This is a genomic window from Rhodococcus sp. T7, assembly GCF_009872365.1.
Taxonomy (GTDB): Bacteria; Actinomycetota; Actinomycetes; order Mycobacteriales; family Mycobacteriaceae; genus Rhodococcus_F.
In genome coordinates this window covers 3,433-25,764 of the sequence record NZ_WXYH01000389.1, presented here as the reverse complement: position 1 = coordinate 25,764, position 22,332 = coordinate 3,433, and the positions used below count along the sequence as shown (strand labels likewise).

The following is a 22,332-nucleotide window of genomic DNA, read 5'->3' as shown; positions in this document are numbered from 1 at the left end:
GGACAATGCGTCGCGACATCGGTGTCGTGATGATCAGGGTCGTTGCGTTCGGGCTGCGACGATTTTCGGTTCGGTGAGTGCTTCGACTGCACTCCACACACCTTCGCGGCCGATGCCGGATCGTTTGACTCCGCCGAAAGGCATGGCATCGATCCGGAAGTCCGGACTCGAGTTGATCAGCACTGCGCCGACCCGGAGCTTGGCGGCCAGGTCCAGAGCGACATCGATATCTTGGGTGAACACGCCCGCTTGCAGCCCGGTATCGACTGCATTGGCCGAATCGATCACCGAGTCGAGGTCGGTGAACGGGTCGATCATGACCACCGGCCCGAACACCTCGTTGGTCCTGATCTGTGCGTCGCGGGGCACGTCGGTCAGCACTGCCGGGGTCACGAACGTTCCGGTGCGGACGCCACCGGTCCGCAACACCGCGCCGCCGTCGACGGCCTCATCGATCCATCCGGTGATGCGGCGCGCCTGGTCTTCGTCGATGAGGGGCCCGATATCGGTGGCCGGGTCTCGCTTACTGCCGACCACCAAAGCTGACGCACCTTCGACCACCCGGTCCACGACAGTGCGGTAGAGACGGTTGTGGACGAATACCCGCTGCACCGACAGGCAGTTCTGGCCGGCCACCCCGAACGCGCCGTCGACAATGGACGCGGCGACTTCCTCGGGGTCGGCGTCCGCGCAGGCGATCCGCGCATTGTTGCCCCCGAGCTCCATCAGGAGTTTGCGGGCGGGCCCGGCGTGCGCGATCAGGTCGGCCGTCGCCGGGCCGCCGGTGAAGGAGACGACGTCGATCGCCGGGTTGGCGACCAGGGCCTGCCCCGCCGTATCGCCGGTGACCACCGCGAGGTACTCCGGTGGTACGCCGCTGGCGAGAAGGACATCGACGAGGGCGAGCGCCGTCACGGGGGTGGCCCCAGAGGGTTTGAGCACCACCGCATTGCCCGCGATCAGGGCGGGCCCGAGCTTGTGCGCCACCAGGTTGAGGGGATCGTTGAATGGGGTGATGGCCGCGACGACTCCGACGGGTTCGCGGGTGTACCAGCCCGTCCAGCCCTCGCCGCGTGGTGTGTCGTCGAACGCGATGCTGCGGCCGGTCAAGGCGGAGGAGGCTTGGGCGGACAGTCGGAGTGTCTCCATCGCCCGGGTGACTTCGCGGTCGGCTTCCCGGAGAGTCTTGGATGACTCCGCCGTGATCAGGCGCGCGAATCGTTCCCGATCGTGTGCCACCCGTGCCGCCGCCTTCTCGATGGCCTCGCGCCGTTGCCACAGTGGCCAGGCTCGCTGCCGGTGGCCGCGGGCGACGAAGGCAATGGCCTTGTCCACTTCGTGGTCGGTGGCATTCATGACGGTGCCGACCAGGGTGCGGTCCTCGGGGTCGTAGACGTGGAGGTGCCGTGCACCGTCTCGCCACAGTCCTTCCCAGAACCCGCCCGCGAGGGGCCGCCACAGTGGGTTCTGCGGTGCGGGTGCGGTGTCGGCTGGGGTGACCGTGGATGTCATACCGACTTCTCCTTGTCATGTACTAGTGCGGCTCGGACGTCATTCCATCGGTGGCAGCGCACCGAATGTCCCGCCGCGATCTCGGTCAACACCGGTTGTTCGGCGCGGCATCGGTCCACGGCGAGCGGGCACCGGGTATGGAATCGGCAGCCGGGTGGCGGGTTGATCGGCGAGGGCGGTTCGCCGGCAGCCTCGGCGTGGCCCGTGCAGGGGTGTGCGTGGGTTGCGGCCGCGAGGAGCGCGAGGGTGTAGGGGTGCACCGATCCTTCGAAGAGGTCGTCGCGGTCGGCGATCTCCACGATCTGCCCGAGGTAGAGCACGGCGACCCGATCGCTGGCGAATCGCACCACGCGCAGGTCATGCGAGATGAGGACCATGGTGAGGTGGTGTTCACGGCGGAGCCGGGTGAGGAGGTTGAGGACCCTGGCCTGTACCGAGGCGTCCAGTGCCGAGGTCGGCTCGTCGCAGATCAACAGTCGCGGTTTGAGGAGCAGGGCGCGGGCGATGACCACGCGTTGCAATTGACCGCCCGAACACTGCCCCGGGTATCGGCCCAGGTAGGTGTCGTCGAGCCCGACCTCCTGCAGCGAGGCCGAGATCGCGAGCCCCCGTTCGGCGCGGGTTCCGATGCGGTGTTGTGCGAGGACGGCGTAGAGGCTGTCAGCGATGGTCATCCGCGGGTCCATCGCGGCGTGCGGGTCTTGGAAGACCAATTGGGCGATGCGCCGCAGTTGTTTTCGCTGAGACTCTTTCATGGTTCGGGTGTCGAGCCCGTCGATGGCGACGGTGCCGGCATCGAGCTCGATGAGCCGGAGTATTGCCCGGGCGATTGTGCTTTTGCCGGAACCGGATTCGCCGACCAGTCCCAGAACCTGCCCGGCCTTGATGGTCAGCGAGACGCCGTCGATGGAGTGCACATGTTCGCGTGTGCGGCGCAGACCGCGGCGGGGCAGGGGGAAGCGTTTGACCGCGCCCTCCATAACGACCATGTCGGGTGCGTGCTCCGCACGACGGTGCGGGGGAGACATCATCATCGAGGTCATGCGGACTCCCCGAGGTGGATGGGTGCCCAGCAGCGGGTGGAGTGTTCGTGGGGCTCGTGCCGGCCCGCAGTGAGATCGGGCTCGGTGGTGGCGCATTGATGTTCCACGTGTGCGGTCGCTGCCACCGAACATCGGGACCGGAAACGGCAGCCCGCCGACAGGTCGCGGGCGGAGCTGGCGTTTCCGGGAATGGCATACAGCTCCCCGGTCGCGGTGGTCTTGAGCATCGAGGCGTTGATGAGGGCTTGGGTGTAGGGGTGCTCGGGTGCGGCGAGGATGTCCGCGGTCGTCCCCTCTTCGACGATGCGCCCGGCGTACATCACGGCGATGCGGTCCGCGATGGCGGAGACGACGCCGAGATCGTGCGAGATGAACAGGACGGACATGCCGAGCTGTGTGCGCTTGGCTGCGATCAGCGCCAGGATCTGTGCCTCGATGGTGACATCGAGGGCGGTCGTCGGTTCGTCGGCGATCAACAGTTGCGGCTGTCCGGCGAGCGCGATCGCGATCATCACTCGCTGTGCGATACCACCGGAGAGCTGGTGTGCGTAGGAGCGGGCTCGGCGGTCCGGTTCGGCGATGCCGACGTCGGCGAGTAGTTCGACCGCGGCCCGTCGTGCCGAGTGCCGGTTCATCCCGAGATACCGTCGCAGCGGCTCCGCGACCTGCGCACCGACTGTGGAGGTCGGGTCCAGCATCCGCTTGGGCTGCTGGAACAGTGCCCCGATTCGGCCGCCCCGCACCTTGTTCATGGCGCGATCGGACAACCCGAGCAGATCGACCCCGTCGAGCGTGATCGCGCTGGCGTTCATCTGCGCGCCGCGCGGGAGCAGGCGCATCAACGACAGCGCGGTCATGCTCTTGCCGGACCCTGATTCCCCGACGAGGGCGAGTATTTCACCGCGATCGATGTGGAAACTCACCTCGTCGAGTACCGGGCTCGTGGGTGCGCCGTCGAACCTTGCCGACAACTTGGTGACATTCAACAGCTCGGGCATGTCATCCTCCGTGGTGCTGGTGAGTGTGTGCGACTGCGACTGCGATTGCGGATGTGTCGTCACGGTGCGTGGTGAGGGTGTTCATCGCGTCACCGAAATGCGCGTCGAGTGCCTCGATCAGGGCAGGCAGGTTCCCGGTGGTGATCAGCCTGAGCAGGTGCTGATGCTCGTCGAGGAGATCGCCACGGCCTTTGTAGGTGCCGACCAACATGTTCAATCCCAGTCGCGTCTGTCCGGCGAGCTGGGCGTACATGGTGGTGAGCCGTTCACTACCCGCCGCGTAGACCGCGATCTCATGGAATCGGAGATCGAACGCCGAGGCCTGTACCCAGTCCTCTCGGTGAATCGCGAGGGACATGCGCCCGAGCGTTTGTTCGAGTTCGGCGATCAGTGAAGCCGGGGCGCCGCGAGTGACGAGCCGAATCAGTGCGGCGCGTTCGACGGTCGCACGGGCGAAGTAGAGATCCTCCAAGTCCTCTGCGGTCAGCACCCGGACGGTGATCCCGCGGTGCGGGGTGCGCACGAGCAGCTCTTCTTGCACCAGCCGTTGCAATCCCTCACGAACGGGCCCGCGGCTCGTGCGGAACTGCGCGGCCAGTTCCACCTCGTTGAGCGGCATACCCGGTGCGAATGTGCCGTCGAAGATGCGTTGACGTATCTGCGACGTCACGACAGCGGCGAGTGTGCGCTTCGGTACATCGTTGTCGGGTGGCGCTTTTCGCATATTCACGGTCCCTCCTTGGCGGTGCTTTGGGCCGGACGGGTGCAGCGTCAGCTCTGGCGGCTGCGGCGGGCGTTGATGCCTTGACCGATGAGGGTCACGCTCAATGCCGTGATGAAGATGGCGAGACCGGGATAGATGACCAGACCCGGTGCGGCGGACATGAAGGGCTGGGCATCGGCGAGCATGGATCCCCAGTCGGCGTCGGGTGGTTGCACGCCCAGCCCTAGAAAGGACAGGGCGCCGACGGTGATGAGTTTGTGCCCGAAGCGCAGTGCCGCGTGTGCGGTGAGCGGGCTCAGTGCGTTGGGAAGGATGTGCCGGAAGACGATGAAGGTGGACGAGCAGCCGAGCGCGCGAGCGGCTTCGATGAAGTCGCGTGAGTCTATTTCCAGCGTCAACCCTCTTGCGAGTCGGGCGAACGGGGTCCATCCGCCGATGACGAGGGCGAGGATCAGCGTCGTGTATCCGGCGCCGAGGATGGACACCAGGAACATGGCCACGATCATTTCGGGAAAGGCGAGCAGGACGTCGGTGACCCGCATGACGAACTGGTCGAGGGCGCCGCGTCGCCTGGCGCAGACGATGCCGATGAGGGTGCCGCTCACCGCGCAGATCGCCAGGGTGATGGCGGCAATCGAGACAGAGAAGCGGCCGCCGTCCATCAGCCGGCTCAGCACGTCGCGGCCGAGTTGATCGGTGCCGAGCCAATGGCTGCTCGAGCTCGGTGCCAGCCGGTCGCTGAGGTTTTGGGCCGACGGGTTGTAGGGCATGATCCACGGGGTCAGCACAAGGATGACGGTGATCGCCACGATGACGGCGATGCCGATGATCAGGCTGACCGGGGTGTTCCGCAGGGCGTGTACGGCCCGGCTCGGGGTGGAGGCGCGGCGTGGGGCGGGTCGCTCTGGCCGGCTGGGCGCCGGTGCAGTCGGGTTGTCAAGCAGGGACATTCGCTGACCTCACCGTCGGATTGATGTAGGTGTACAGCACATCGGTCGCGGTGGTGATGATGACGGCCAGCGCGACGATGCTGATGATCGATGCTTGGATCACCGGGACGTCCCCGTTCATGACGGAGTCGTAGAGCAGCCGGCCCATGCCCGGCACCGCGAAGATGACCTCCACGACGACGGAACCACCGAGCAGACCTGCCAGCCACACCGAGAACAAGGTGACCACGGGCAGGAGCGAATTCCGCACGCCGTGCCGGACCATCGTCTCCCGGAACGTCAGGCCGCGGGCCCGTGATGCGGTGATGTGCGGGGATTCGAGGACGTCGACCATCGAGGCCCGGGTGACTTGCGTGAAGTAGCTCATCGGCCGCAGCGCCAGGGTCAGGCAGGGAAGGATCATCGAGGACGGGCCGGTCCAGCCCGCCGACGGCAAGGCGCCGAGTTTGAGCGCGAACATCAGGATCAGCACGGGGGCGAGCCAGTACTCGGGGATCGCGACGAAAGCTTGGGTGATAGTGGTGATTACGGTGTCCGTCGGTGTGCCCCGCTTGATGGCGGCGATGGATCCGAGGGGCAGGGCGAACAGTAACGCCACCAGCAGCGAGGTGACTGCCAGTATCGCGGTGACCGAGAGTGCGTGCCCGATCATCTCCATGACCGGGGATCGGCTGGTGTACGACAACCCGAGGTCACCGGTGACGGCCTTGGCCAACCAGTCGAAATACTGCACGACGAGCGGCCGGTCGAGCCCGTAGGCGGCGCGGAGACGCTCGACGACCTCCGGATCCATGGTGACGTCGTTGACCCTTGCTCGGAGAATCTTCCGCGCCGGGTCACCGGGGTGATGTACGGGATGAGGAAGACGACGAACGAGACGATCAGCAAGGTGGCGACGAGCACGGACATGCGTCGGACGATGGCGATCACTACACACCTCCTTCGGTATTTCGGTCTCAGCGGCGGCGACGGTTCAGCGGACCAGGTCGAGGACTCGGAAGAAGGCCCCGGCCGGGGGCAGGAACCAGGGCGGTCCGAAGTGGCCGGGCACCGGCAGGAAGGTCAGATCTCTCCACGGATTCGCCGTGGTGTCGCCGGTGACGATGTGGGAGAGGACCTTTCCCATGTGGGTGGCCATTTGCACGCCGTGGCCGCTGTAGCCGACGGAGTAGTACAGGCCGTCTTGTTCGCCCGCGTGCACCATCTGATCGACCGACATGTCGACCAGACCACCCCAGCAGTAGTCGATGCCGACATCGGCGAGCTGCGGGTAGACCTTGGTCATGGCCCGCTTCAGGATCTGACCGCTCTTGATGTCGGATCCGCTGTTCGACATCGCAAACCGCGCACGACCACCGAAGAGGAGCCGGTTGTCCGGGGTGATGCGGAAGTAGTAGAGCAGGTGCTTGCTGTCGGCGGCGACGCGTTTGCGGGGGAGCAGCTCGTCGACGACGTGCTGGGGGAGCGGTTCGGTGACGATGATGAAACTGCCGATCGGCACGATCCGGCGCCGCAGCCAGGGGGTCAGGCCTCCGGTGTAGCCGCTGGTGGCGACGACGACCTGGTCGGCCCGCACCACACCCCGAGCGGTCTGGATGTCGTGCTGGTATCCGTCCCGTTTGGTCATGGCGGTGACCTTGCAGCCCTCGTGGATCGACACGCCGTTGGCGGCGGCCGCCCGCGCGAGCCCGTGGACGAGTTTGCCGACGTGTACCCCGGCGCCGAGGGGGTCGACCATCGCGCCGTGGTAGAAGGAACTGCCGATCTCGTCGCGAATGTCCTGGGGCGGGATCAGGGCGACGTCTTGGCCGGTGTACTTGCTGATCAGTTCCGCGGACCGCTCGAATCCGGTGTAGTGACTGGGTTTGCAGGCCAACGTCAGTTTCCCGGTGCGCTCGAATGCGCAGTCGATGCCCTCGGTGGTGACGAGGTCTTCGATCGTGTCGATGGCGGCGTTGTAGGCGAGGAACATCTCCCTCGCCCGTTCGGGTCCGTACCGTCGCACCGCGGTGGGAAAGGAAATGGCCAGCCCGGTGGTGGCCATGCCCCCATTGCGTCCGGAGGCACCCCATCCGATCGTGTGCTCCTCGAGCAGCACCACCGAGGCGCCGGCTCGCGCCACATGCAGTGCGGTCGACAGCCCGGTGAGACCGGCGCCGATGACGGCGACGTCGGCGTGCGCGGGCACATCGTTGCGGCGGTAGTCCGCTCCTGGCTCGGCCGTGTCCAGCCAGTAGGACCCGAGCTTCACGATGCGTCCGCGGTGCTCATCGCGCGCAGCCCGAGCAGCGCCGGCACTCCGCCCAGGTCCGTGGTCTCGGCGTAGCCGTAGAACGGTGTAGACGGATCGTAGCCACGGTTGACGTAGACCTTGTGCGTGATTCGAAGCTCGTGCGCCGGTATCACGTCGTACCAGATGTGCGAGGAGACGTGCAGGATCTCACTCGGTTTGGCATCGAGTTGGTCGAGCATGTACTCGAACGCCCGGTAGCGGGGCTTGTAGGCACCGGCCTGCTCGGCGGTGAAGACCCGGTGGAAGTCGACACCGAGTTGCTCGATGTTGCGGGCCAGCATGCTGTCGACCGCATTGGACAAGATCACCAGCGGATATTCCGCGGCCAATGCCGCGAGAGGTTCCGGCACGTCCGGGTGCGGGCCCCACGAGCCGACCGCCTCGATGATGGCGTCGACGTCCGAGGGCTTGAACTGAATTCGCCAGCGGTTGCAGGCGCGGAGCCAGGAGTCGCGCAGCAGCTGGGGATACAACTTGAACGGCCCGAGCACTTCATCCATCCGGTATGCCCGGAAGTCGGCATTGAAGGCCGCGACATCGGCAGGGGCGATTGTGTCTTTGATGAGCGGCGCGACCGCCTCGGCCATCTGGAAGTTGGTCAGTGTCCCGTAGCAGTCGAACGTGATGAACTTGGGTTCGAAATCGCTCAGTTCCATGACGGTGAAATGTCCTTTCCTGTCAGCTGTTGGAGACGGTGAGATCCGGGGTGACGGCGTATCGCGCGAGGGGGTCGTCGACGAAACTCTCGATGGTCTCCAGCCGTGCGGCGGTGGTCTGTTCGTGGGCGATGAAGGTGGTGACGGCGTCCGCTTGCAACTGCGAGGCGACGTCGGCGTAGATCGCGTTCCGTCGTTGCGGGTCGTTCTCGGTGTTCGCGGCGCTCAGTTGCGCGTCGATCGCCGGATCGCAGTACTGGCTGATGTTGAATCCCCCACCGCAGGAGTAGTCGGCGGTGAGAAACCCCAGAGGATCGGCGATGTCGGTGAGGTGATTACGGGACAGCAGCGCGAGGTCGTATGAGCCGTCCAACAGCGAGGGCTCGATTGCCGAGTAGTCACTGACCTGCACGCCGACGTCGATTCCGATCTCGGCCAGGTTGGCTTGGATCACCGCGGCGAGGTCCGCGAACTCGGGGCGCTCGGTGTAGGCGAGCAGCGTCAGCTTCAGTTGTCCCGGTGCGTATCCCGCTGCGGTGAGCAGACGGCGGGCCTGGTCGAGGTTGCGGTTCACCGGTTGAGAATCGGGGGCCCACGCTTCGGTGGGCGCGAACGGTCCGATGGCCGGGTGCGCCTGCCCGCCGAAGACACTGGCGGTGATCGACTCGACGTCGACCGCAGCCTGCACGGCCTTACGCACCTCGGGATTGTCGAACGGTGCCCGGGATTGATTGAAATACAGGCCGGTGGTGCGCGGGGTGAACGCACTACTGACCTTGATGCGCGCATCGCCCTCGAGCTCCGGGACGGTCGATGCGGGAAGTCCGAGGGCGATCTGCGACTCACCGGTGCGGACCTGCGTGGCCCGGGTGGCGCCCTCCGGAATGAACCGGGCCGTCACCGACTTGAGCGGTACGTTCCCGCCCCAGTAGGCGGTGTTTCCTTCCAGGGTCATCGACTGGGCCGGGGTTTGCGCGACCGGAGTGTAGGGGCCGGTGCAGTGCGAGAGCGGGTCGATGCCGGTGCCGGTGTACGCGGCCGGCGCCAGAATTCCGGTGTTGATACTCGCCAAACGGAAGGGCACCAGCGCGCTCGGTTCGGGAGTGCGTATCCGCACAGTCGAATCATTCAGTGCTTCAACGGACGTGATCAGCTTCGGAGTGAAGGCCCGGGGCGGAGCATCTGCTCGGAGTAGGTATTGCAGGGAGGCGACCACGGCGGCCGTCGTGAGGTCGGTCCCGTCCTGGAATTTCACCCCCTCTCGAAGCGTGAAGTCCCAGGCCGTGGGTTCGGTCTGAACCCACTCCGTTGCCAGAAGCGGCACGAGTGCGCCGGCCTCGGCGTCGTATTTCACCAGGGTTTCGAGGCAACCGACTTGGGAGAGGACGAACGCGTCGTCGGTTTCGAGGGAGTAGTTCGCCCGCGGGGTGAATTGCAGGCTGACCGTCAGATTGTCGGCGGAGCCCGAACCGCTGGTTGTGCTGCCTTCGAAACTGCCACAGGCAGTTGCAGCGAGTGCTCCGGCCACAACGACGGCCGGCCATCGAACACATCTTGAGATTCGCATGAATGCCACCAAGGAATTGGGATGGACCGGCCGGGGAAGGTGCCGGTTTTGAACCAGCCAGAGCTTCGTGGGTCTGGTTGACAATCAAACTAAGGAGGCTCCGTAAACATTGTCAACAACTACATCATTGCGGTCCATGTTGTTAACACTTGCGCAACACCCGCAGATGCCTTGTGGCCCTGATTTACTCCCGCGGGTGGGGCGAGTGCCGGACCTCTTCGGAGAGTGATCGGAGTGCATCCACCGCTGCCGCCTCCTTCCGGTAGACCGAAGATTCTCGGCGCGGCTGGGTTCCTAGAACGGTTACTGTACAGCGCAATCCGTGGCCAAGGCATCGAAATGGGGATCGGACGCCGAACGGGCTGCGGTGCCGCGAATCCGACGGTAATACGCCGTCCATGCTTTCGGTCGCAGCGCTGGGTTCGGGCATGAAAAGGCTGTGTCACGGGCCCAATTCCCGAAAATGGCGATCCCGCGACGGATTCGCGTCCCGCTGTTAACAATGTTGCCGTTGTAGCTGACTGGGCGTCGTCGAACGTGAACCCGGGAACGTCGTTCGCGTTGACGGAACCCTGACGAGGTCCTAATGTATCAGGTGAAATATCACGGTGTCACTGTCGACGCCTCATCCAGAGACAGGACCTCCTTCATGAGGAATCACCCCGCGATCTCAGCCACCGACACGAGCTCTGTGGGCAGCCATGCGCCGAAACACGAACACGGAGCTCATGCGCACTCCCGCACTGCCAGCGGACATGCCGACCACGCCCACGACGACCAGCGCCACGAGAACCACGGCCACGGTGACCACAGCCCCGGTCACGGCCATCCTCACGGCGACCACGATGACCAGCGCCACGACGACCACAGCCCCGGTCATGGGCACGGCCACGGACACGGCGACCACGATGACCACGACCACGGACACGGCGCCCTGGCCAAGCTCAAGCACATCTTCGTTCCGCACTCACACGACGCCAACGAGGCGATCCAATCGGCTCAGGAATCGAGCGGCCAAGGCATTCGCGCGGCATGGATCGGCCTCGCGGGAATGATGACCACGGCGATCCTGCAGATCTTCATCGTCGCGATATCCGGCTCGATCGCCCTTCTCGCCGACACCCTGCACAACCTCGGACACGCCATGACCACCATTCCGCTGGTCATCGCCTTCAGGATCGGACAACGCGCCGCCAGCAAGCGCTACAGCTACGGCTACCGACGCGCAGAAGATCTTGTCGGGGTGCTGATTTCGCTGGTCATCGCCGCATCGGCCGCCCTGATCATCTACGAATCGATCGATGCGTTGATCAACCCACGACCTCTGACGAACCTGGGTTGGGTCTTCGCCGCCGGCCTCGTCGGCGCCCTCGGCAACGAGGTCGTCGCGGTCTACCGGATCCGTACCGGCCGCAAGATCGGCTCAGCAGCGTTGATCGCCGAAGGTCAGCATGCCCGCGCCGACGGATTGACCTCCATCGCCGTGGTCGTGGGCGTCATCGGTGTCTGGTTCGGATTCGAACGCCTCGATGCCATCATCGGGCTGTTCATCGCAGCGGCCATCCTGTGGATCCTGTTCAACTCCATGCGCACCATCTGCCGCCGACTGATGGACGGGGTCGACCCGGGCGTCATCGAAAGCATGACGACGACCGTGGCCGCCGTCGACGGCGTGGTCGACGTCGATCGTGTCCGAGCTCGCTGGAGCGGTCACCGGATGGAGGCCGACGCCAATGTCGTTGTCTCCAAGGGACTGAGCGTGGTGGACGGCCATCACATCGCCGAACAGGTCCAACACCAGCTGCTGCACACCACGCCGCACCTGGAAGAGGTCGTCGTCCACCTCCACCCGGACCTGAGCGCCGGCGAACTCGACGAGCTGCACGAGCTGTCCGGACACCATGCCAGCGCCGAAGCGCGCAGCCGCTATCTGGCGAAAACCCGCAGGTAACCGGCGCAACCCGCGGCGGCCCAACCCATCTCCAGGCGCACCGGCCGACCCCTGCCGCGGACACCGACCACCACTGAGCACTATGCACACATTTGGAGGCAAAGACCATGTCTGGTGACACTACGAGCGGCGAGCACGACTTCGTCGTACGGGAGTTGACCATCGACGACCTGCCCGAAGCTCGCGCACTGATGTTGCGGTCGGTAGTCGAGGACTTCGGGGATGAATACGATCCCCGCGTCCACGCCGACATCGACGACATGATCGGCTGGTATCTCGAACCCGAGGGCCCATTCATGCTGGTCGTGGCAGATCGCGCGACGGGGGAACTGCTCGCCACCGGCGGCATCCGCGGGGGAGCGCTGAAGGAAGGACTGAGCCCGCAGAACCTCGTCGAGCGGTATCGGGACGGCCACACCGGCCAACTGGTTCGCGTCTACGTCCTTCGCGAACACCGCCGGCGCGGCATCGCACGTATCGTCGTCGACGCCGTCCTCGAACGCGTTGCGCAGGAAGGCATTTACGCGACGATCGCGCTGCACACCTTTCGGCATTCACCAGGGGCAATCCCATTCTGGCTCTCCATGGGCGCCCGGATCATCGAAGACGACACCACCGGGATATCTCGCGCGATCTTCCTCGAAATCCCGGTCGACGACGCAACCGCAGCCCACTGCTGCAAGTCCACCGCATACAGCCAGTCCAGCATCTGAAATTTTCGTATCCACCCGAGAAAGTCCGTATCCAACCGAGAAGGCAGGCGAACACATGACCAAGCGACGTGACCTCTTCATCTTCGTACCCGAAACCGGCAAGGCCGAGCAGGCCCAGGCCTACCTCGGCGAGTGGCTTCGTTCACTCGACGGCCACCCCGGATATCTCGGTGGCTCCGTGCTCAAGGAAGTCGCGAACGAACTGCTCCCCGACACCCTGGTCCTCGTGCTCGAGTTCGAGTCCACCGAGGCGGCGCGCGCACTGTGGCCCAAGATCGAGAACACCGTCAACCCGCTGTACCCGGACGACAAGTCCGACAAGTCACCCGACCAGGGCACCGCCTTCTTCGACGGAACCAAGCAGGCCGTGGCCGCCGGTGGACCGCTGCCACTCAAATTCACCCGAGGCAACGGGCTGCTCGCGCGAATGCTGCACATTCACGCCGCCGAGGTCGACGAGTTCGCCACCGCCGCCACCGCCGCCGTCTGACCTCGACTCTTCGACGTCCGACTCACAGATCCAGGAGAAAACCACCATGGAGACGACCGGCATACTGTGGCACCCGCAGACGCACATGCCCACCGCTCCGCAAGAGCGTCTGGTGATTACGGCCGGCGACGGCGCATGGGTGACTACCGAGGACGGCCAGCGGTTGCTCGATCTGCCGGCCGGCCTCTGGTACGCCAACGTCGGCCACGGACGCGCACGCATCGCGGACGCGGCAGCGGCACAGATCCGCACACTCGAGACGTACCACCTGTTCGGGGCACACGCCAACAAGCCCGCCCTCGAGCTCGCCGAACGGGTGTCCGCGCTGCTCCCCATCGACGACGCCTCGATCTTCTTCACCTCCGGCGGCTCGGATTCCGTCGACACCGCCTGCAAGCTGGCCCGCCGATACTGGAACGTCCTCGGCAAGGACACCAAGAAGACCATCCTCAGCCGGCGCGGCGGCTACCACGGTCTTCACGGCTTCGGCACCTCCATCGCCGGCCTCGACTTCAACCGCGAGGGATACGGCACCGCCTCACTGATTCCCGACACCGCCCGGGTCCCGCAAACAGACCTCGCCGGCACGGCCGAGGTCATCGATCGACTCGGGCCCGAGAACATCGCCGCGATCATCGTCGAACCCGTCATCGGCACCGGCGGAGTCGTACCACCACCCGAGGGCTACCTACCCGGCCTCGCCGCCCTGGCGAAAAACCACGACATCCTGCTCATCGCCGACGAGGTGATCACCGGATTCGGCCGGACAGGGCACTGGTTCGGCTGCACCCGGTGGGGCATCGAACCGGACATCATCACCATGGCCAAGGGCATCACCTCGGGATATCTCCCGCTCGGTGTGGTCGGCATCGCACCCAGGGTCGCCGAGCCGTTCTTCATCGGCGCCGACGCGCCCATCTTCCGCCACGGCCTCACCTACTCAGGCCACGCCACCGCGTGCGCGGTGGCATCAGCCAACCTCGACATCATCGAGGAAGAAGACCTCGTTCGCAGAGCCGCGGACCTGGAACCCGTGCTCGCACAGGCCCTGACACCACTGACCCGATCACCCTTCGTCGCCGAGGTCCGCGCCATCGGCCTGATGGCCGGAATCCAGTTACATCCCGACATCGACGGAAACGAAGTGGTGCGCGACTGCCGGCGAGAAGGTGTCCTGACCCGGCTCCTGGCCGACAACACGCTGCATGTCTGCCCACCGTTCGTCATCACCAAAGAGGAGATCGAATTCGCGATGTCGGTGATCGGCGACCAACTCTCCGCGCTCGAAGACAAGGCGGCCTGACATGACCAGCATCGACGCGGCCACCAAACCCGCACTGGTCTCAGCTCTGGCGATCCCCACCGGATTTCTCGCCGGAACCCGAACACGGCAACCTCTTCGAGGTGATCGACCCCGCCACCGAACGGATCGTCGCCACCGCACCGGACTGCTCGGTCGCCGACGCTCGTCTGGCCCTCACGGCAGCACACGAGGCGGGCGACACCTGGGCGCGGTTCCCGTTGCGCGCCCGCGCCGGCATCCTGCACCGCCTGTTCGCACTTGTCCACGAACACCGCGAACGCCTGGCGGTGACGATCTCCCTCGAGGTCGGCAAGACGCTGGCCGAAGCGCGCGGTGAGGTGGACTACGCCGCGGACTACATCCGCTGGTACGCCGAGGAAGCGGTCCGGCCCGCCGGTCGAAGCACCCCGTCACCGGACGGCCGGTCCCATATCGTCACCGTCGCCGAACCTCTCGGCCCGTGCCTGCTGATCACCCCGTGGAATGTGCCATTGGCGATGGCGACGAGGAAACTCGCTCCCGCACTCGCCGCGGGCTGCACCGCCATCCTCAAACCCTCCGAATTGACACCACTGTCCTCCCTGATCTTGGCCGAACTCGCGCTCGAGGCCGGGCTGCCTCCCGGTGTGTTGTCGGTCCTGCCCACGACGGAAGCGGCGCCCGTGTGCGCCGCCCTCATGGCGGACGACAGACTGCGGAAGGTGTCCTTCACCGGCTCGACCGCCGTGGGGCGAATCCTGCTCGAACAGGGCGGCCGACGCGTCCTGCGGATGTCGATGGAGCTGGGCGGCAACGCCCCCTTCCTCGTGTTCGACGATGCCGACCTCGACACCGCCGTCGAGGAGGCCATGATCGCCAAAATGCGGATGGGCGGTCAGTCCTGCGTCGCGGCGAACCGCTTCCTGGTCCAGGACGGGGTCGCCGACCAGTTCGCCGACGCGCTCGCGGCGCGGGTAAACGCCATGCGCGTCGGTCCCCCGGGCACCGAGGGAGTCGACTTGGGGCCGCTCGTGTCCGCACCGGCAGTGGCCAAAGCCCGCCGTCTGGTCGAGGACGCCCTGGCTCGGGGCGCCTCACTGCGGGCGCAGGCAAAGGTCCCCGACGGCCCTGGTTTCTATTATCCGCCAACCGTTCTCGACAACGCGGATCGCGGCGCCCTGATCTGCCGTGAAGAGGTCTTCGGCCCCGTCGCGGCCATCTCACGATTCAGGACCGAGGACGAGGCCCTCGCCCTGGCCAACGACACGGAGTACGGGCTGGCGGCATACCTGGTGACCCGGGATCTGGGACGGGCAAGCAGCGTCGCCGGGCGGCTACAGGCCGGGATGATCGGCATCAACCGGGGTCTCGTCTCCAACGTCGCGGCGCCATTCGGCGGCATCAAACAATCAGGGCTCGGCAGAGAAGGCGGCGCCGAGGGCCTTCTCGAGTACCAACAGACGAAATACCTGGCCGTACCGCCGCTGTACAGCTGAGCTCCGCCACAAGCGCTACTCCACCGGAAAGTTTCGCAGTCCCCAAGCTTGGCGGCCCGGTCACCGCGTCACGTGGGGACTGCGCTCGTCATGCCGGTGTCCGGGTCTCCGGTGCCCACTCCTGCAGATTCCGTCCGGGGGCGAGGAACTCCACATCCCGGTCCGTCGATCCCTCGATGATCTGATCGGCGACGACATCGCCCATGACCGGCGCGAATTTGAATCCAGCCCCGGAGAAGCCACACGCCACCACGATCTGTTCCGTGCCCGGAACCGCTCCGACCATCGGCTGACCGTCCGTGGTGTACCCCTCCATGTTGACCGTCGTCGTGATCGGATCCGGATGGAGCCCGGGAAAATACTCTTCGACCACATCCCGGAAGTAGCGAACAATGCTGTGGCCCACAGTCAATGCCGGATTCTCGGTGTCATAGACGATGGGATGACCGCTGGTATAGATGCCGACCTTGACCGTAGCCCCATCGATGGTGGGAAAGCCGTACGCGCGGATGTCACCCACTCGTTCGAACACCGGAAACCTCGACGACCGATAGGCGTCGACGTCGCGGGGCAGGTACCACGCCTGCACGAGCCGTCTCGGCAATACCGTCGCCGCGGCTGCCGGCAGCAGGTCCCGCGCCCACGGGCCCGGCGCAACCACCACACGGCTGTAGCGGCGGACACCCTCGGCAGTTCGCACCGTTACACCGGCACCGTCCGGCTCGACGCCCAACACCCGGGTGTAATCGGAGACCGTCGCCCCGAGAGCCCGTGCGCGGTCCACGGCGGTGACGACACTGAGTTCGGGTCGGAGGAAACCCCCGAAGGGATCGGTGATCGCGGCGTCGGTCGGCCGTACCAGGTGTTGGGGGTACCGTCTGGCGAGCTCCGTGCTGTCGAGCAGCTCGTGTTCGAGCCCCGCCGCCATTGCCGACTGATGGGCGAGAATCAGTGCGTCGCTGTCGTTCGGCCCGAGAATGAGACCGCCCGTGATCTCGAGCAGCCCGCGCCCGGTGGTGTGCTCGAGTTCCCTCCACAGACCGAGTGCGTCGAGCGCCAGGGGAGTGCATTGATGAACACGTTGGCTCTGCGCCGAGAACCGCCGGGTCTGGCCGGCCGAGGCGCCGCGGTCGTGACCGACCCCGAAACGCTCGTATCCGTGGACCCGGACGCCACGCTCGGCCAGGCGCCACAACGCCATGGACCCGATCGCACCGAGTCCAACGATGGCGACCTCGGCGTCATCTTTCGAAGGCTGTGTCATGGAGCTACTTTCGGTGTGGGGAGTCGGTGGGGGAGTCCGCCGCAGCTAGCGGCGGCGCTCTGATAGCGATGTCCGCGGCTGACCCGCGGACCCGGCTGTACATGTCACGCACATTCCACCCTGCATTCTGATATTTTACTAGAAACATCACAAGGGCGTGGAATGGACGGAGAGACGACCGTGACGACAAGCCGGGACACGGAGCTGGTCTCGTTGCGCCGCGCGCTGCACGCCCACCCCGAACTGGGATTCTGCGAGATAGAAACCGCAGCGCGCATCATCGACGAACTCGCCACGGCGGTCGACACACTCGAATTCGGCAGCACGGTCTGCGCCGTCGCAGAACTCGCCGGCCTCCCACCCGCCGAGGAACTCGACCATGCACGCCGCCGCGCCCTCGAGGCGGGCATCGAGCCCGAACTGGTGGAACGCCTCGGCCACGGCAACACCGGCGTCGTCGCGAGCGTGCGGGGACGCAGGCCCGGACCGGTCATCGCGCTGCGATGCGACATGGACGGACTTCCCATCACCGAGTCCGAGGACGCCGCTCACCCGCCGTTTCGCGGCGGCTTCGCCTCGGAGGTCTCGGGCATCATGCACGCCTGCGGGCACGACGGCCACGTAGCCATCGGCGTGACGCTGGCGAAACGCCTCGCTGAAGACCGGAACTTCGCCGGCGAGCTCAGGGTGATCTTTCAGCCCGCAGAAGAGGGCGTGCGTGGGGCGCGAGCGATGGTGGCCGCGGGCGCCGCACGCGGCGTCGACGTCATGCTGGGGCTCCACCTCGGGATCGGTCTCGACGTGGGAACCGTCGCGAGTAGCACCTCAGGGGTGATGGCCACCGAGAAGTGGAAGATCGAATTGACGGGGGCCCCCGCACATGCCGCCCTCGCCCCGAGCGAGGGACGCAACGCGCTGTTGGGCGCCGCGACGATCGCCCTCGGATTGCACGCGCTACCGCCGTTCGCGCAGGCAACCACCCGTGTCAACGTCGGCAAAATGACGGCCGGCACCTCGGCCAACATCATCGCCGACAGCGCAGAAATACACTGCGAACTTCGTGCCGACGACACCGACGTCTTCGCGGAGTTGACCTCACGGGCCCGTGACGTCGTCCTCGGCGCCGCCGGCATGTACGGGCTCGGCGCACGGATTGATGTGATCGGCAGCGCGGAGGTTGCCGTCTGCGACTCGGAAATTGCCCGGGCCCTGGACCGATGCGCACACACCGTGGACGACATCACGAACGCTCTACCGACCGCCCCGATGTCCGCGAGCGACGACGTCACCCTCTTCATGGCCGACGTGCAGCGCCGCGGCGGGAAAGCCACCTTCGTCCTCGTGGGTGCGAGTAGCCCGGCCCCGCATCACCATCCTCGATTCGACATCGATGAAAGGTCGCTGCCGATCGCGGCCGACTGGCTGGAACAGTTCATCCGCACACAGGACTACCATCGATGATATTTCACGGTCTGTCCCACGACCCCGTGGAGCAGGCAGGGCCGACGACGAAGGAGTTCGAGACAGTGGAGATCAGCGGCGGGGCGCGGGTTGGCTCTGCCACCGGCGCCAGTGCAACGGAAAACGCATATCGGCATATCAAGCGCCTCATTTTGACCAGCGAACTCGCCCCCGGAACCGAGCTACGCGAGGCCACACTCTCCGAATCGACAGGCTTCGGACGCAGTCCCGTGCGCGAGTCGCTACGGCGGCTGGTACAGGAAGGCTTCGTAGACGTCCGCGCTCGCCAGGGCTATCGGGTGTCGGTAGTGACCATGGCGAGCGTCAGAGACCTGTTCGAGATGCGGCTCCTCCTCGAACCGGCGGTCGTCGAGCTCGCGGCAGAGCGAGCGCCGATGGCCGAACTGGAGGCACTGCACTCACTCGCTCACCAAACCTACGTCAGCGGAGACATCCATAGCTACGAGAAATTTCTCGAAGACAACCGCGAGTTCCATGTCCGGATCGCCCAGGCGTCCGGCAACGAAATCTTCACCCGAACCCTCAGAACGTTATTGGAGGAAATGCAGCGGCTGTTCTTCATCAGCCTCGACGGGAGCGACTCCGTTTCAGAACAGATGCACGAACACCACGACCTCCATGATGCACTGCTGGCCCGTGACGGAACACGGGCGCGCGAGATCATGATCGCGCAGATCGAGGCCAGCCGGGAACGCGTTATGGAGGGGCTGGTGGGCGCCGCCCAGCGGCCGCGCCGTGCAGCAACAGGGGTCGTTCTGTCGAGCAGTTCGTCCTCAAAGCGAGGTTACTAGCGGGCAGCGACTCACGGAACGTTGCATCTCTCCCGTGGCCTACGGTCTGACGGCCAGTTGAAGCGTCGCGGCAGATCGCATTGCTGCGTACCAACGACCTTTCCATCGGGAAACTGCATCCTCCCACGAAATTTCGGGTGCAACTATCGCGGAATCACGTGTCCAGCCGCGTATGGGTCGCTGTTCCGAACGTGCCGGCGAAGGGGATCAGTAGCAGTACCAGCATCACCGTGAGCAGCACGATGACGGCCTCGTAGCGGTCGCTTCGGCGCATCAGGCGGTTGCGGCTCCACAGTCCGAGCCGCCACCACCGGATCGGTGTGGGTACCGGTGCCGGTTCCGCGGGGCGCATTGGTCACCTCCAGCAGGGTTCCGCTTGTCCTCCTTCGATTGTGCGACGGAACCCGAGGCGGTGTTCTCGCACGTTGTCCGGAAGGCCGTGGAACGCCGACGGAGGTGTTCTAGGCGGAGTGCTTCTGGATGTATTCCTCGACTGCCTCGCGCATGAGTTCGCTGGGCTTGCGGTGCTGACGCTGCGCGAGTTCGTCGAGTTTGTTGCTCAGCGGCAGTGGAAGCCGGACTTGGCGTTTGGGGGAGGCACCGCTGATGCCCGCGTCCTGCGCCAGGGACGGGCGGCCGGCGCCAACCCTCTCGAGTAGGGCCTTACCGGCGGCGGCGGCGTCCGCGCCGCGCTTGGCGGTGGCTGAGTCCTTCGGCAGCGTCATGTCGTGCTCGGCCCACTCAGCGAGCTCGTCGTAATCGGTATTCTTATCGTTGCTGTTCATTGGTATGTCACCTCTTTTGGGTGGTGGTGCTGGGCGATCTGTTCGGATACCACTGGGTGGGTGGTGCATCGGGTTGCGGTGCCGGGTTCCTTCGCCCCCGGCGCCTGACGGATCAGGGACGGTCCCTCATGCGAGCGAGGTGCTTTTCCCGCGCCTCCATCACGTGGAAGACCACCATGCCTCGCGGTGGAACGATCTCCACCATGACCTCGAGCAGCGGCCCACCCAGTGTCCGCGGGGGACCGATGAACAGCCAAGGCTTCGCGTGACCGGGGACGCGGGGCTCGTCGAACTCCTGCTCGACGTAGAGGGCGTTCTCGATCGCATGCAACGCGTCCTCGTGGTCGATCCCGTGCTTGTCCGCGCTGTTCGCCCATTCGACTGCCACACGAATACTGTACTACAAAATCGATGGTTTCTGTAGTACAATATCCCGGTCGGGTGATCATCGACGACCGCCAGCGTTGGTTGTTTATCCAGACGGCCAAGAATCCTGACGCAAAGCCGGGAGGATCGGCAAGCCGACTGCTCGTTGTGTCGGGTCAGCCGCACTCCACAGCGGGGAACGACCTGATACGGAATCAGGCTTGTCAAGGAGGCAAGGCGAAGCGGCGTCCATGACCGTCGTCGTGGACGCCGCTTCCTGTTGACTGGAAGGGTCCGCGGGTTGTGACGAGCGTGTCGGCATCGACGCGTTGTCAGTCTGACCCGATATCGAACAGTGTGCGGACAGTGGGGAATCCGGGCGGACGGGTTCTTCTCTCGCATCGTGGTGATCGCCGATCAGTGCGCAGCGTCGGTCCAGCGCAAGCTGGATCTCCGAACGTTGTGGCGATTGCTGGGCTGCTCTTGACAGCGACTCTCGGTAAGCGAAGACTTACCGTTCGTAGGTACTTACCAAGCTGGAGACGAATGGGGTGCGCTCGCTGATCGGACGAGGCGCACGATTCTCGAGCGTCTGGCCGAGGGTCCGTGTGCGGTCGGTGAGCTGGCCCGGGAGCTGCCGATCAGCCGGCCTGCGGTTTCGCAGCACCTGAAGGTGCTCAAGGACGCCGGGCTGGTGGGTGATCGGGCGGTCGGCACGCGCCGCATTTATCACCTCGACCCGGCCGGGATCAGCGTGCTGCGCTCGCAGCTCGACCGGTTCTGGGCACAGGCCCTGACCGCGTACAAGGACGCGGTCGAACAACCCGCAGGAGAGGTCATGACACAGACACATGCCGAGTCGGTGCACAAGCAGGTCGTGGTGAACGCAGGTGTGGAGCGAGCGTTCTCGCTGTTTATCGAGCGATTCGATGCGATCAAGCCGCGTGAGCACAACATCATGGCGGTCCCGATCGCCGAGACCGTGTTCGAACCGAGGGTGGGCGGCAACATCTACGACCGCGGTGTGGACGGCACCGAATGCCGGTGGGCGCGGGTGCTGGCCTATGAGCCGCCGAGCCGGGTGGTGTTCAGTTGGGACATCAACGGGCACTGGCAGATCGAGACCGACCCGGCCAAGACCAGCGAGGTGGAGGTCCGGTTCATCGCCGAATCCGCCGATCGCACCCGGGTCGAGGTCGAGCACCGCAACCTCGAGCGCCACGGCCCGGGTTGGGAAGCGGTCCGCGACGGTGTCGAACACGACGCCGGGTGGCCGCTCTACCTGCAGCGCTACCGTGGCGCCGTCGACAGTGAGCAGCACTGATGGCACCGATCACGACCAGCATCGACGTCGACCGCCCACCGAGGCAGGTGTTCGCCTGTCGTCACCGACCCGACCCGCTTCGCCGAGTGGCAGAAGGGCGTCGTCAGCGGCCACATGGACGGTGACGGGACCTCGCAGGTCGGCGAGAAATGCCTCACCACGCGCCGCATCGGGTTCGCCGAGCGTCCGGTCACGTCCGAACTCACGCACATCGACCCGCCGAGAACATGGGGTGTGCACGGTGTCGACGGCCCGATCCGTGCCGTGGTGAATGTGTCCGTCGATCCGCTCGATTCCGGACACCGCTCCCGGGTGACGATCGCCGTCGACTTCGAAGGCCACGGGATCGGGAAAGTTCTCGTGCCACTCGCTGTGCGCCCCCAGGCCCGTAAGGAGATGCCGAGCAATCTGGCCGCACTCCAGCAGCGTCTGGAAGCATCACCGGCACAGCCGAACTAGGCGGGGTACATCCTCGCCACCCGGGATGGGGCTGCTCATCCTTTCGGCGCACGCTGCGTGCTCGTGCGGATGGGTTTGGGGTGGGTTTCGTACATGCGGGCGGCGACGACGAGGGCGCAGGCGCCGCTGACGGCGGCGGCCGCCCAGACGGCGGCGTGCATGCCCATCAGGTCGGCGACGATGCCG

Annotated in this window: 22 protein-coding genes and 3 pseudogenes; 10 read left to right on the top strand and 15 right to left on the bottom strand. The window is 65.6% G+C overall.

All coding sequences use genetic code 11. The features are described from left to right. Window positions 1-33: 33 nt before the first annotated feature. The 10 genes from MLGJGCBP_RS44035 to MLGJGCBP_RS52525 form a co-directional block, all read right to left on the bottom strand. Window positions 34-1,512, bottom strand: coding sequence for an aldehyde dehydrogenase family protein (locus MLGJGCBP_RS44035; RefSeq protein WP_007296001.1), 1,479 nt, complete (start codon window positions 1,510-1,512; stop codon window positions 34-36). Next, window positions 1,509-2,555 carry an oligopeptide/dipeptide ABC transporter ATP-binding protein gene (locus MLGJGCBP_RS44030; RefSeq protein ID WP_007296000.1) on the bottom strand — a complete coding sequence of 349 codons (1,047 nt, stop codon included), beginning with the start codon at window positions 2,553-2,555 and terminating at the stop codon, window positions 1,509-1,511. The genes MLGJGCBP_RS44035 and MLGJGCBP_RS44030 overlap by 4 nt, the downstream gene beginning before the upstream one ends. Continuing rightward, window positions 2,552-3,553: an ABC transporter ATP-binding protein gene (locus tag MLGJGCBP_RS44025; protein ID WP_007295999.1), complete on the bottom strand. Its 1,002-nt coding sequence runs from the start codon at window positions 3,551-3,553 to the stop codon at window positions 2,552-2,554. The genes MLGJGCBP_RS44030 and MLGJGCBP_RS44025 overlap by 4 nt, the downstream gene beginning before the upstream one ends. A 1-nt stretch (window position 3,554) precedes the next feature. Beyond that, window positions 3,555-4,277 carry a GntR family transcriptional regulator gene (locus tag MLGJGCBP_RS44020; protein WP_007295998.1) on the bottom strand — a complete coding sequence of 241 codons (723 nt, stop codon included), beginning with the start codon at window positions 4,275-4,277 and terminating at the stop codon, window positions 3,555-3,557. A gap of 47 nt (window positions 4,278-4,324) precedes the next feature. Next, complete coding sequence (locus tag MLGJGCBP_RS44015) at window positions 4,325-5,227, bottom strand: ABC transporter permease (RefSeq protein ID WP_007295997.1); 903 nt, start codon at window positions 5,225-5,227, stop codon at window positions 4,325-4,327. Continuing rightward, on the bottom strand, window positions 5,214-6,020 hold the full coding sequence (locus tag MLGJGCBP_RS44010; RefSeq protein ID WP_007295996.1) for an ABC transporter permease: 807 nt from the start codon (window positions 6,018-6,020) through the stop codon (window positions 5,214-5,216). The genes MLGJGCBP_RS44015 and MLGJGCBP_RS44010 overlap by 14 nt, the downstream gene beginning before the upstream one ends. A 180-nt stretch (window positions 6,021-6,200) precedes the next feature. Next, window positions 6,201-7,478 (bottom strand): NAD(P)/FAD-dependent oxidoreductase, encoded by a 1,278-nt coding sequence (locus MLGJGCBP_RS44005; protein WP_007295995.1) that lies wholly within the window; start codon window positions 7,476-7,478, stop codon window positions 6,201-6,203. Next, window positions 7,475-8,176: a haloacid dehalogenase type II gene (locus MLGJGCBP_RS44000; RefSeq protein WP_012686891.1), complete on the bottom strand. Its 702-nt coding sequence runs from the start codon at window positions 8,174-8,176 to the stop codon at window positions 7,475-7,477. The genes MLGJGCBP_RS44005 and MLGJGCBP_RS44000 overlap by 4 nt, the downstream gene beginning before the upstream one ends. Before the next feature lie 22 nt (window positions 8,177-8,198). After that, window positions 8,199-9,704, bottom strand: a complete 1,506-nt coding sequence (locus MLGJGCBP_RS43995) for an ABC transporter substrate-binding protein (RefSeq protein WP_007295993.1) — start codon at window positions 9,702-9,704, stop codon at window positions 8,199-8,201. Between the two features lie 709 nt (window positions 9,705-10,413). Then, window positions 10,414-10,695, bottom strand: coding sequence for a hypothetical protein (locus MLGJGCBP_RS52525; RefSeq protein WP_007295992.1), 282 nt, complete (start codon window positions 10,693-10,695; stop codon window positions 10,414-10,416). On the opposite strand from MLGJGCBP_RS52525, the gene MLGJGCBP_RS43990 reads away from it, so the two are divergent. The 5 genes from MLGJGCBP_RS43990 to MLGJGCBP_RS43970 all read left to right on the top strand — a co-directional run bounded on the left by MLGJGCBP_RS43990 (window position 10,678) and on the right by MLGJGCBP_RS43970 (window position 15,675). Continuing rightward, window positions 10,678-11,694: a cation diffusion facilitator family transporter gene (locus MLGJGCBP_RS43990; protein WP_268960800.1), complete on the top strand. Its 1,017-nt coding sequence runs from the start codon at window positions 10,678-10,680 to the stop codon at window positions 11,692-11,694. The genes MLGJGCBP_RS52525 and MLGJGCBP_RS43990 overlap by 18 nt on opposite strands. Before the next feature lie 107 nt (window positions 11,695-11,801). Further along, window positions 11,802-12,407: a GNAT family N-acetyltransferase gene (locus MLGJGCBP_RS43985; protein WP_007295990.1), complete on the top strand. Its 606-nt coding sequence runs from the start codon at window positions 11,802-11,804 to the stop codon at window positions 12,405-12,407. 55 nt (window positions 12,408-12,462) lie between these two features. Next, window positions 12,463-12,897, top strand: a complete 435-nt coding sequence (locus MLGJGCBP_RS43980) for a hypothetical protein (RefSeq protein WP_007295989.1) — start codon at window positions 12,463-12,465, stop codon at window positions 12,895-12,897. Window positions 12,898-12,943: 46 nt separating this feature from the next. Beyond that, window positions 12,944-14,200, top strand: a complete 1,257-nt coding sequence (locus MLGJGCBP_RS43975) for an aminotransferase family protein (RefSeq protein WP_012686893.1) — start codon at window positions 12,944-12,946, stop codon at window positions 14,198-14,200. A gap of 101 nt (window positions 14,201-14,301) precedes the next feature. Further along, window positions 14,302-15,675 (top strand): NAD-dependent succinate-semialdehyde dehydrogenase, encoded by a 1,374-nt coding sequence (locus MLGJGCBP_RS43970; protein ID WP_007295987.1) that lies wholly within the window; start codon window positions 14,302-14,304, stop codon window positions 15,673-15,675. Between the two features lie 88 nt (window positions 15,676-15,763). Here MLGJGCBP_RS43970 and solA read toward each other — a convergent pair whose 3' ends face one another. Next, on the bottom strand, window positions 15,764-16,939 hold the full coding sequence (solA, locus tag MLGJGCBP_RS43965; RefSeq protein ID WP_012686894.1) for an N-methyl-L-tryptophan oxidase: 1,176 nt from the start codon (window positions 16,937-16,939) through the stop codon (window positions 15,764-15,766). A gap of 180 nt (window positions 16,940-17,119) precedes the next feature. Between solA and MLGJGCBP_RS43960 the strand changes: the two genes are divergently transcribed. Beyond that, a complete protein-coding gene (locus MLGJGCBP_RS43960; RefSeq protein ID WP_039950566.1) occupies window positions 17,120-18,400 on the top strand; it encodes an amidohydrolase in 1,281 nt (426 codons plus the stop codon). A gap of 65 nt (window positions 18,401-18,465) precedes the next feature. Next, window positions 18,466-19,212, top strand: coding sequence for a GntR family transcriptional regulator (locus tag MLGJGCBP_RS43955; RefSeq protein WP_012686895.1), 747 nt, complete (start codon window positions 18,466-18,468; stop codon window positions 19,210-19,212). Window positions 19,213-19,372: 160 nt separating this feature from the next. On the opposite strand, the pseudogene MLGJGCBP_RS43950 reads toward MLGJGCBP_RS43955, so the two are convergent. The 3 genes and pseudogenes from MLGJGCBP_RS43950 to MLGJGCBP_RS43940 all read right to left on the bottom strand — a co-directional run. After that, a pseudogene (locus MLGJGCBP_RS43950) lies at window positions 19,373-19,564 on the bottom strand (hypothetical protein); the annotation flags it as partial. A 109-nt stretch (window positions 19,565-19,673) separates the two neighbouring features. Further along, on the bottom strand, window positions 19,674-19,997 hold the full coding sequence (locus MLGJGCBP_RS43945) for a ribbon-helix-helix domain-containing protein (RefSeq protein ID WP_007295982.1): 324 nt from the start codon (window positions 19,995-19,997) through the stop codon (window positions 19,674-19,676). Between the two features lie 112 nt (window positions 19,998-20,109). Next, complete coding sequence (locus MLGJGCBP_RS43940) at window positions 20,110-20,385, bottom strand: hypothetical protein (protein ID WP_007295981.1); 276 nt, start codon at window positions 20,383-20,385, stop codon at window positions 20,110-20,112. Between the two features lie 498 nt (window positions 20,386-20,883). On the opposite strand from MLGJGCBP_RS43940, the pseudogene MLGJGCBP_RS50935 reads away from it, so the two are divergent. The 3 genes and pseudogenes from MLGJGCBP_RS50935 to MLGJGCBP_RS43930 form a co-directional block, all read left to right on the top strand. Next, window positions 20,884-21,183 (top strand): annotated as a pseudogene (locus MLGJGCBP_RS50935) (ArsR/SmtB family transcription factor); the annotation flags it as partial. Between the two features lie 18 nt (window positions 21,184-21,201). Then, complete coding sequence (locus MLGJGCBP_RS43935) at window positions 21,202-21,687, top strand: SRPBCC family protein (RefSeq protein WP_039950563.1); 486 nt, start codon at window positions 21,202-21,204, stop codon at window positions 21,685-21,687. Between the two features lie 114 nt (window positions 21,688-21,801). Continuing rightward, entirely contained in the window at window positions 21,802-22,146 is a 345-nt protein-coding gene (locus MLGJGCBP_RS43930; RefSeq protein WP_007295979.1) for an SRPBCC family protein, read from the top strand. Window positions 22,147-22,181: 35 nt separating this feature from the next. Here MLGJGCBP_RS43930 and MLGJGCBP_RS43925 read toward each other — a convergent pair. Continuing rightward, window positions 22,182-22,332 (bottom strand): annotated as a pseudogene (locus MLGJGCBP_RS43925) (MFS transporter); the annotation flags it as partial.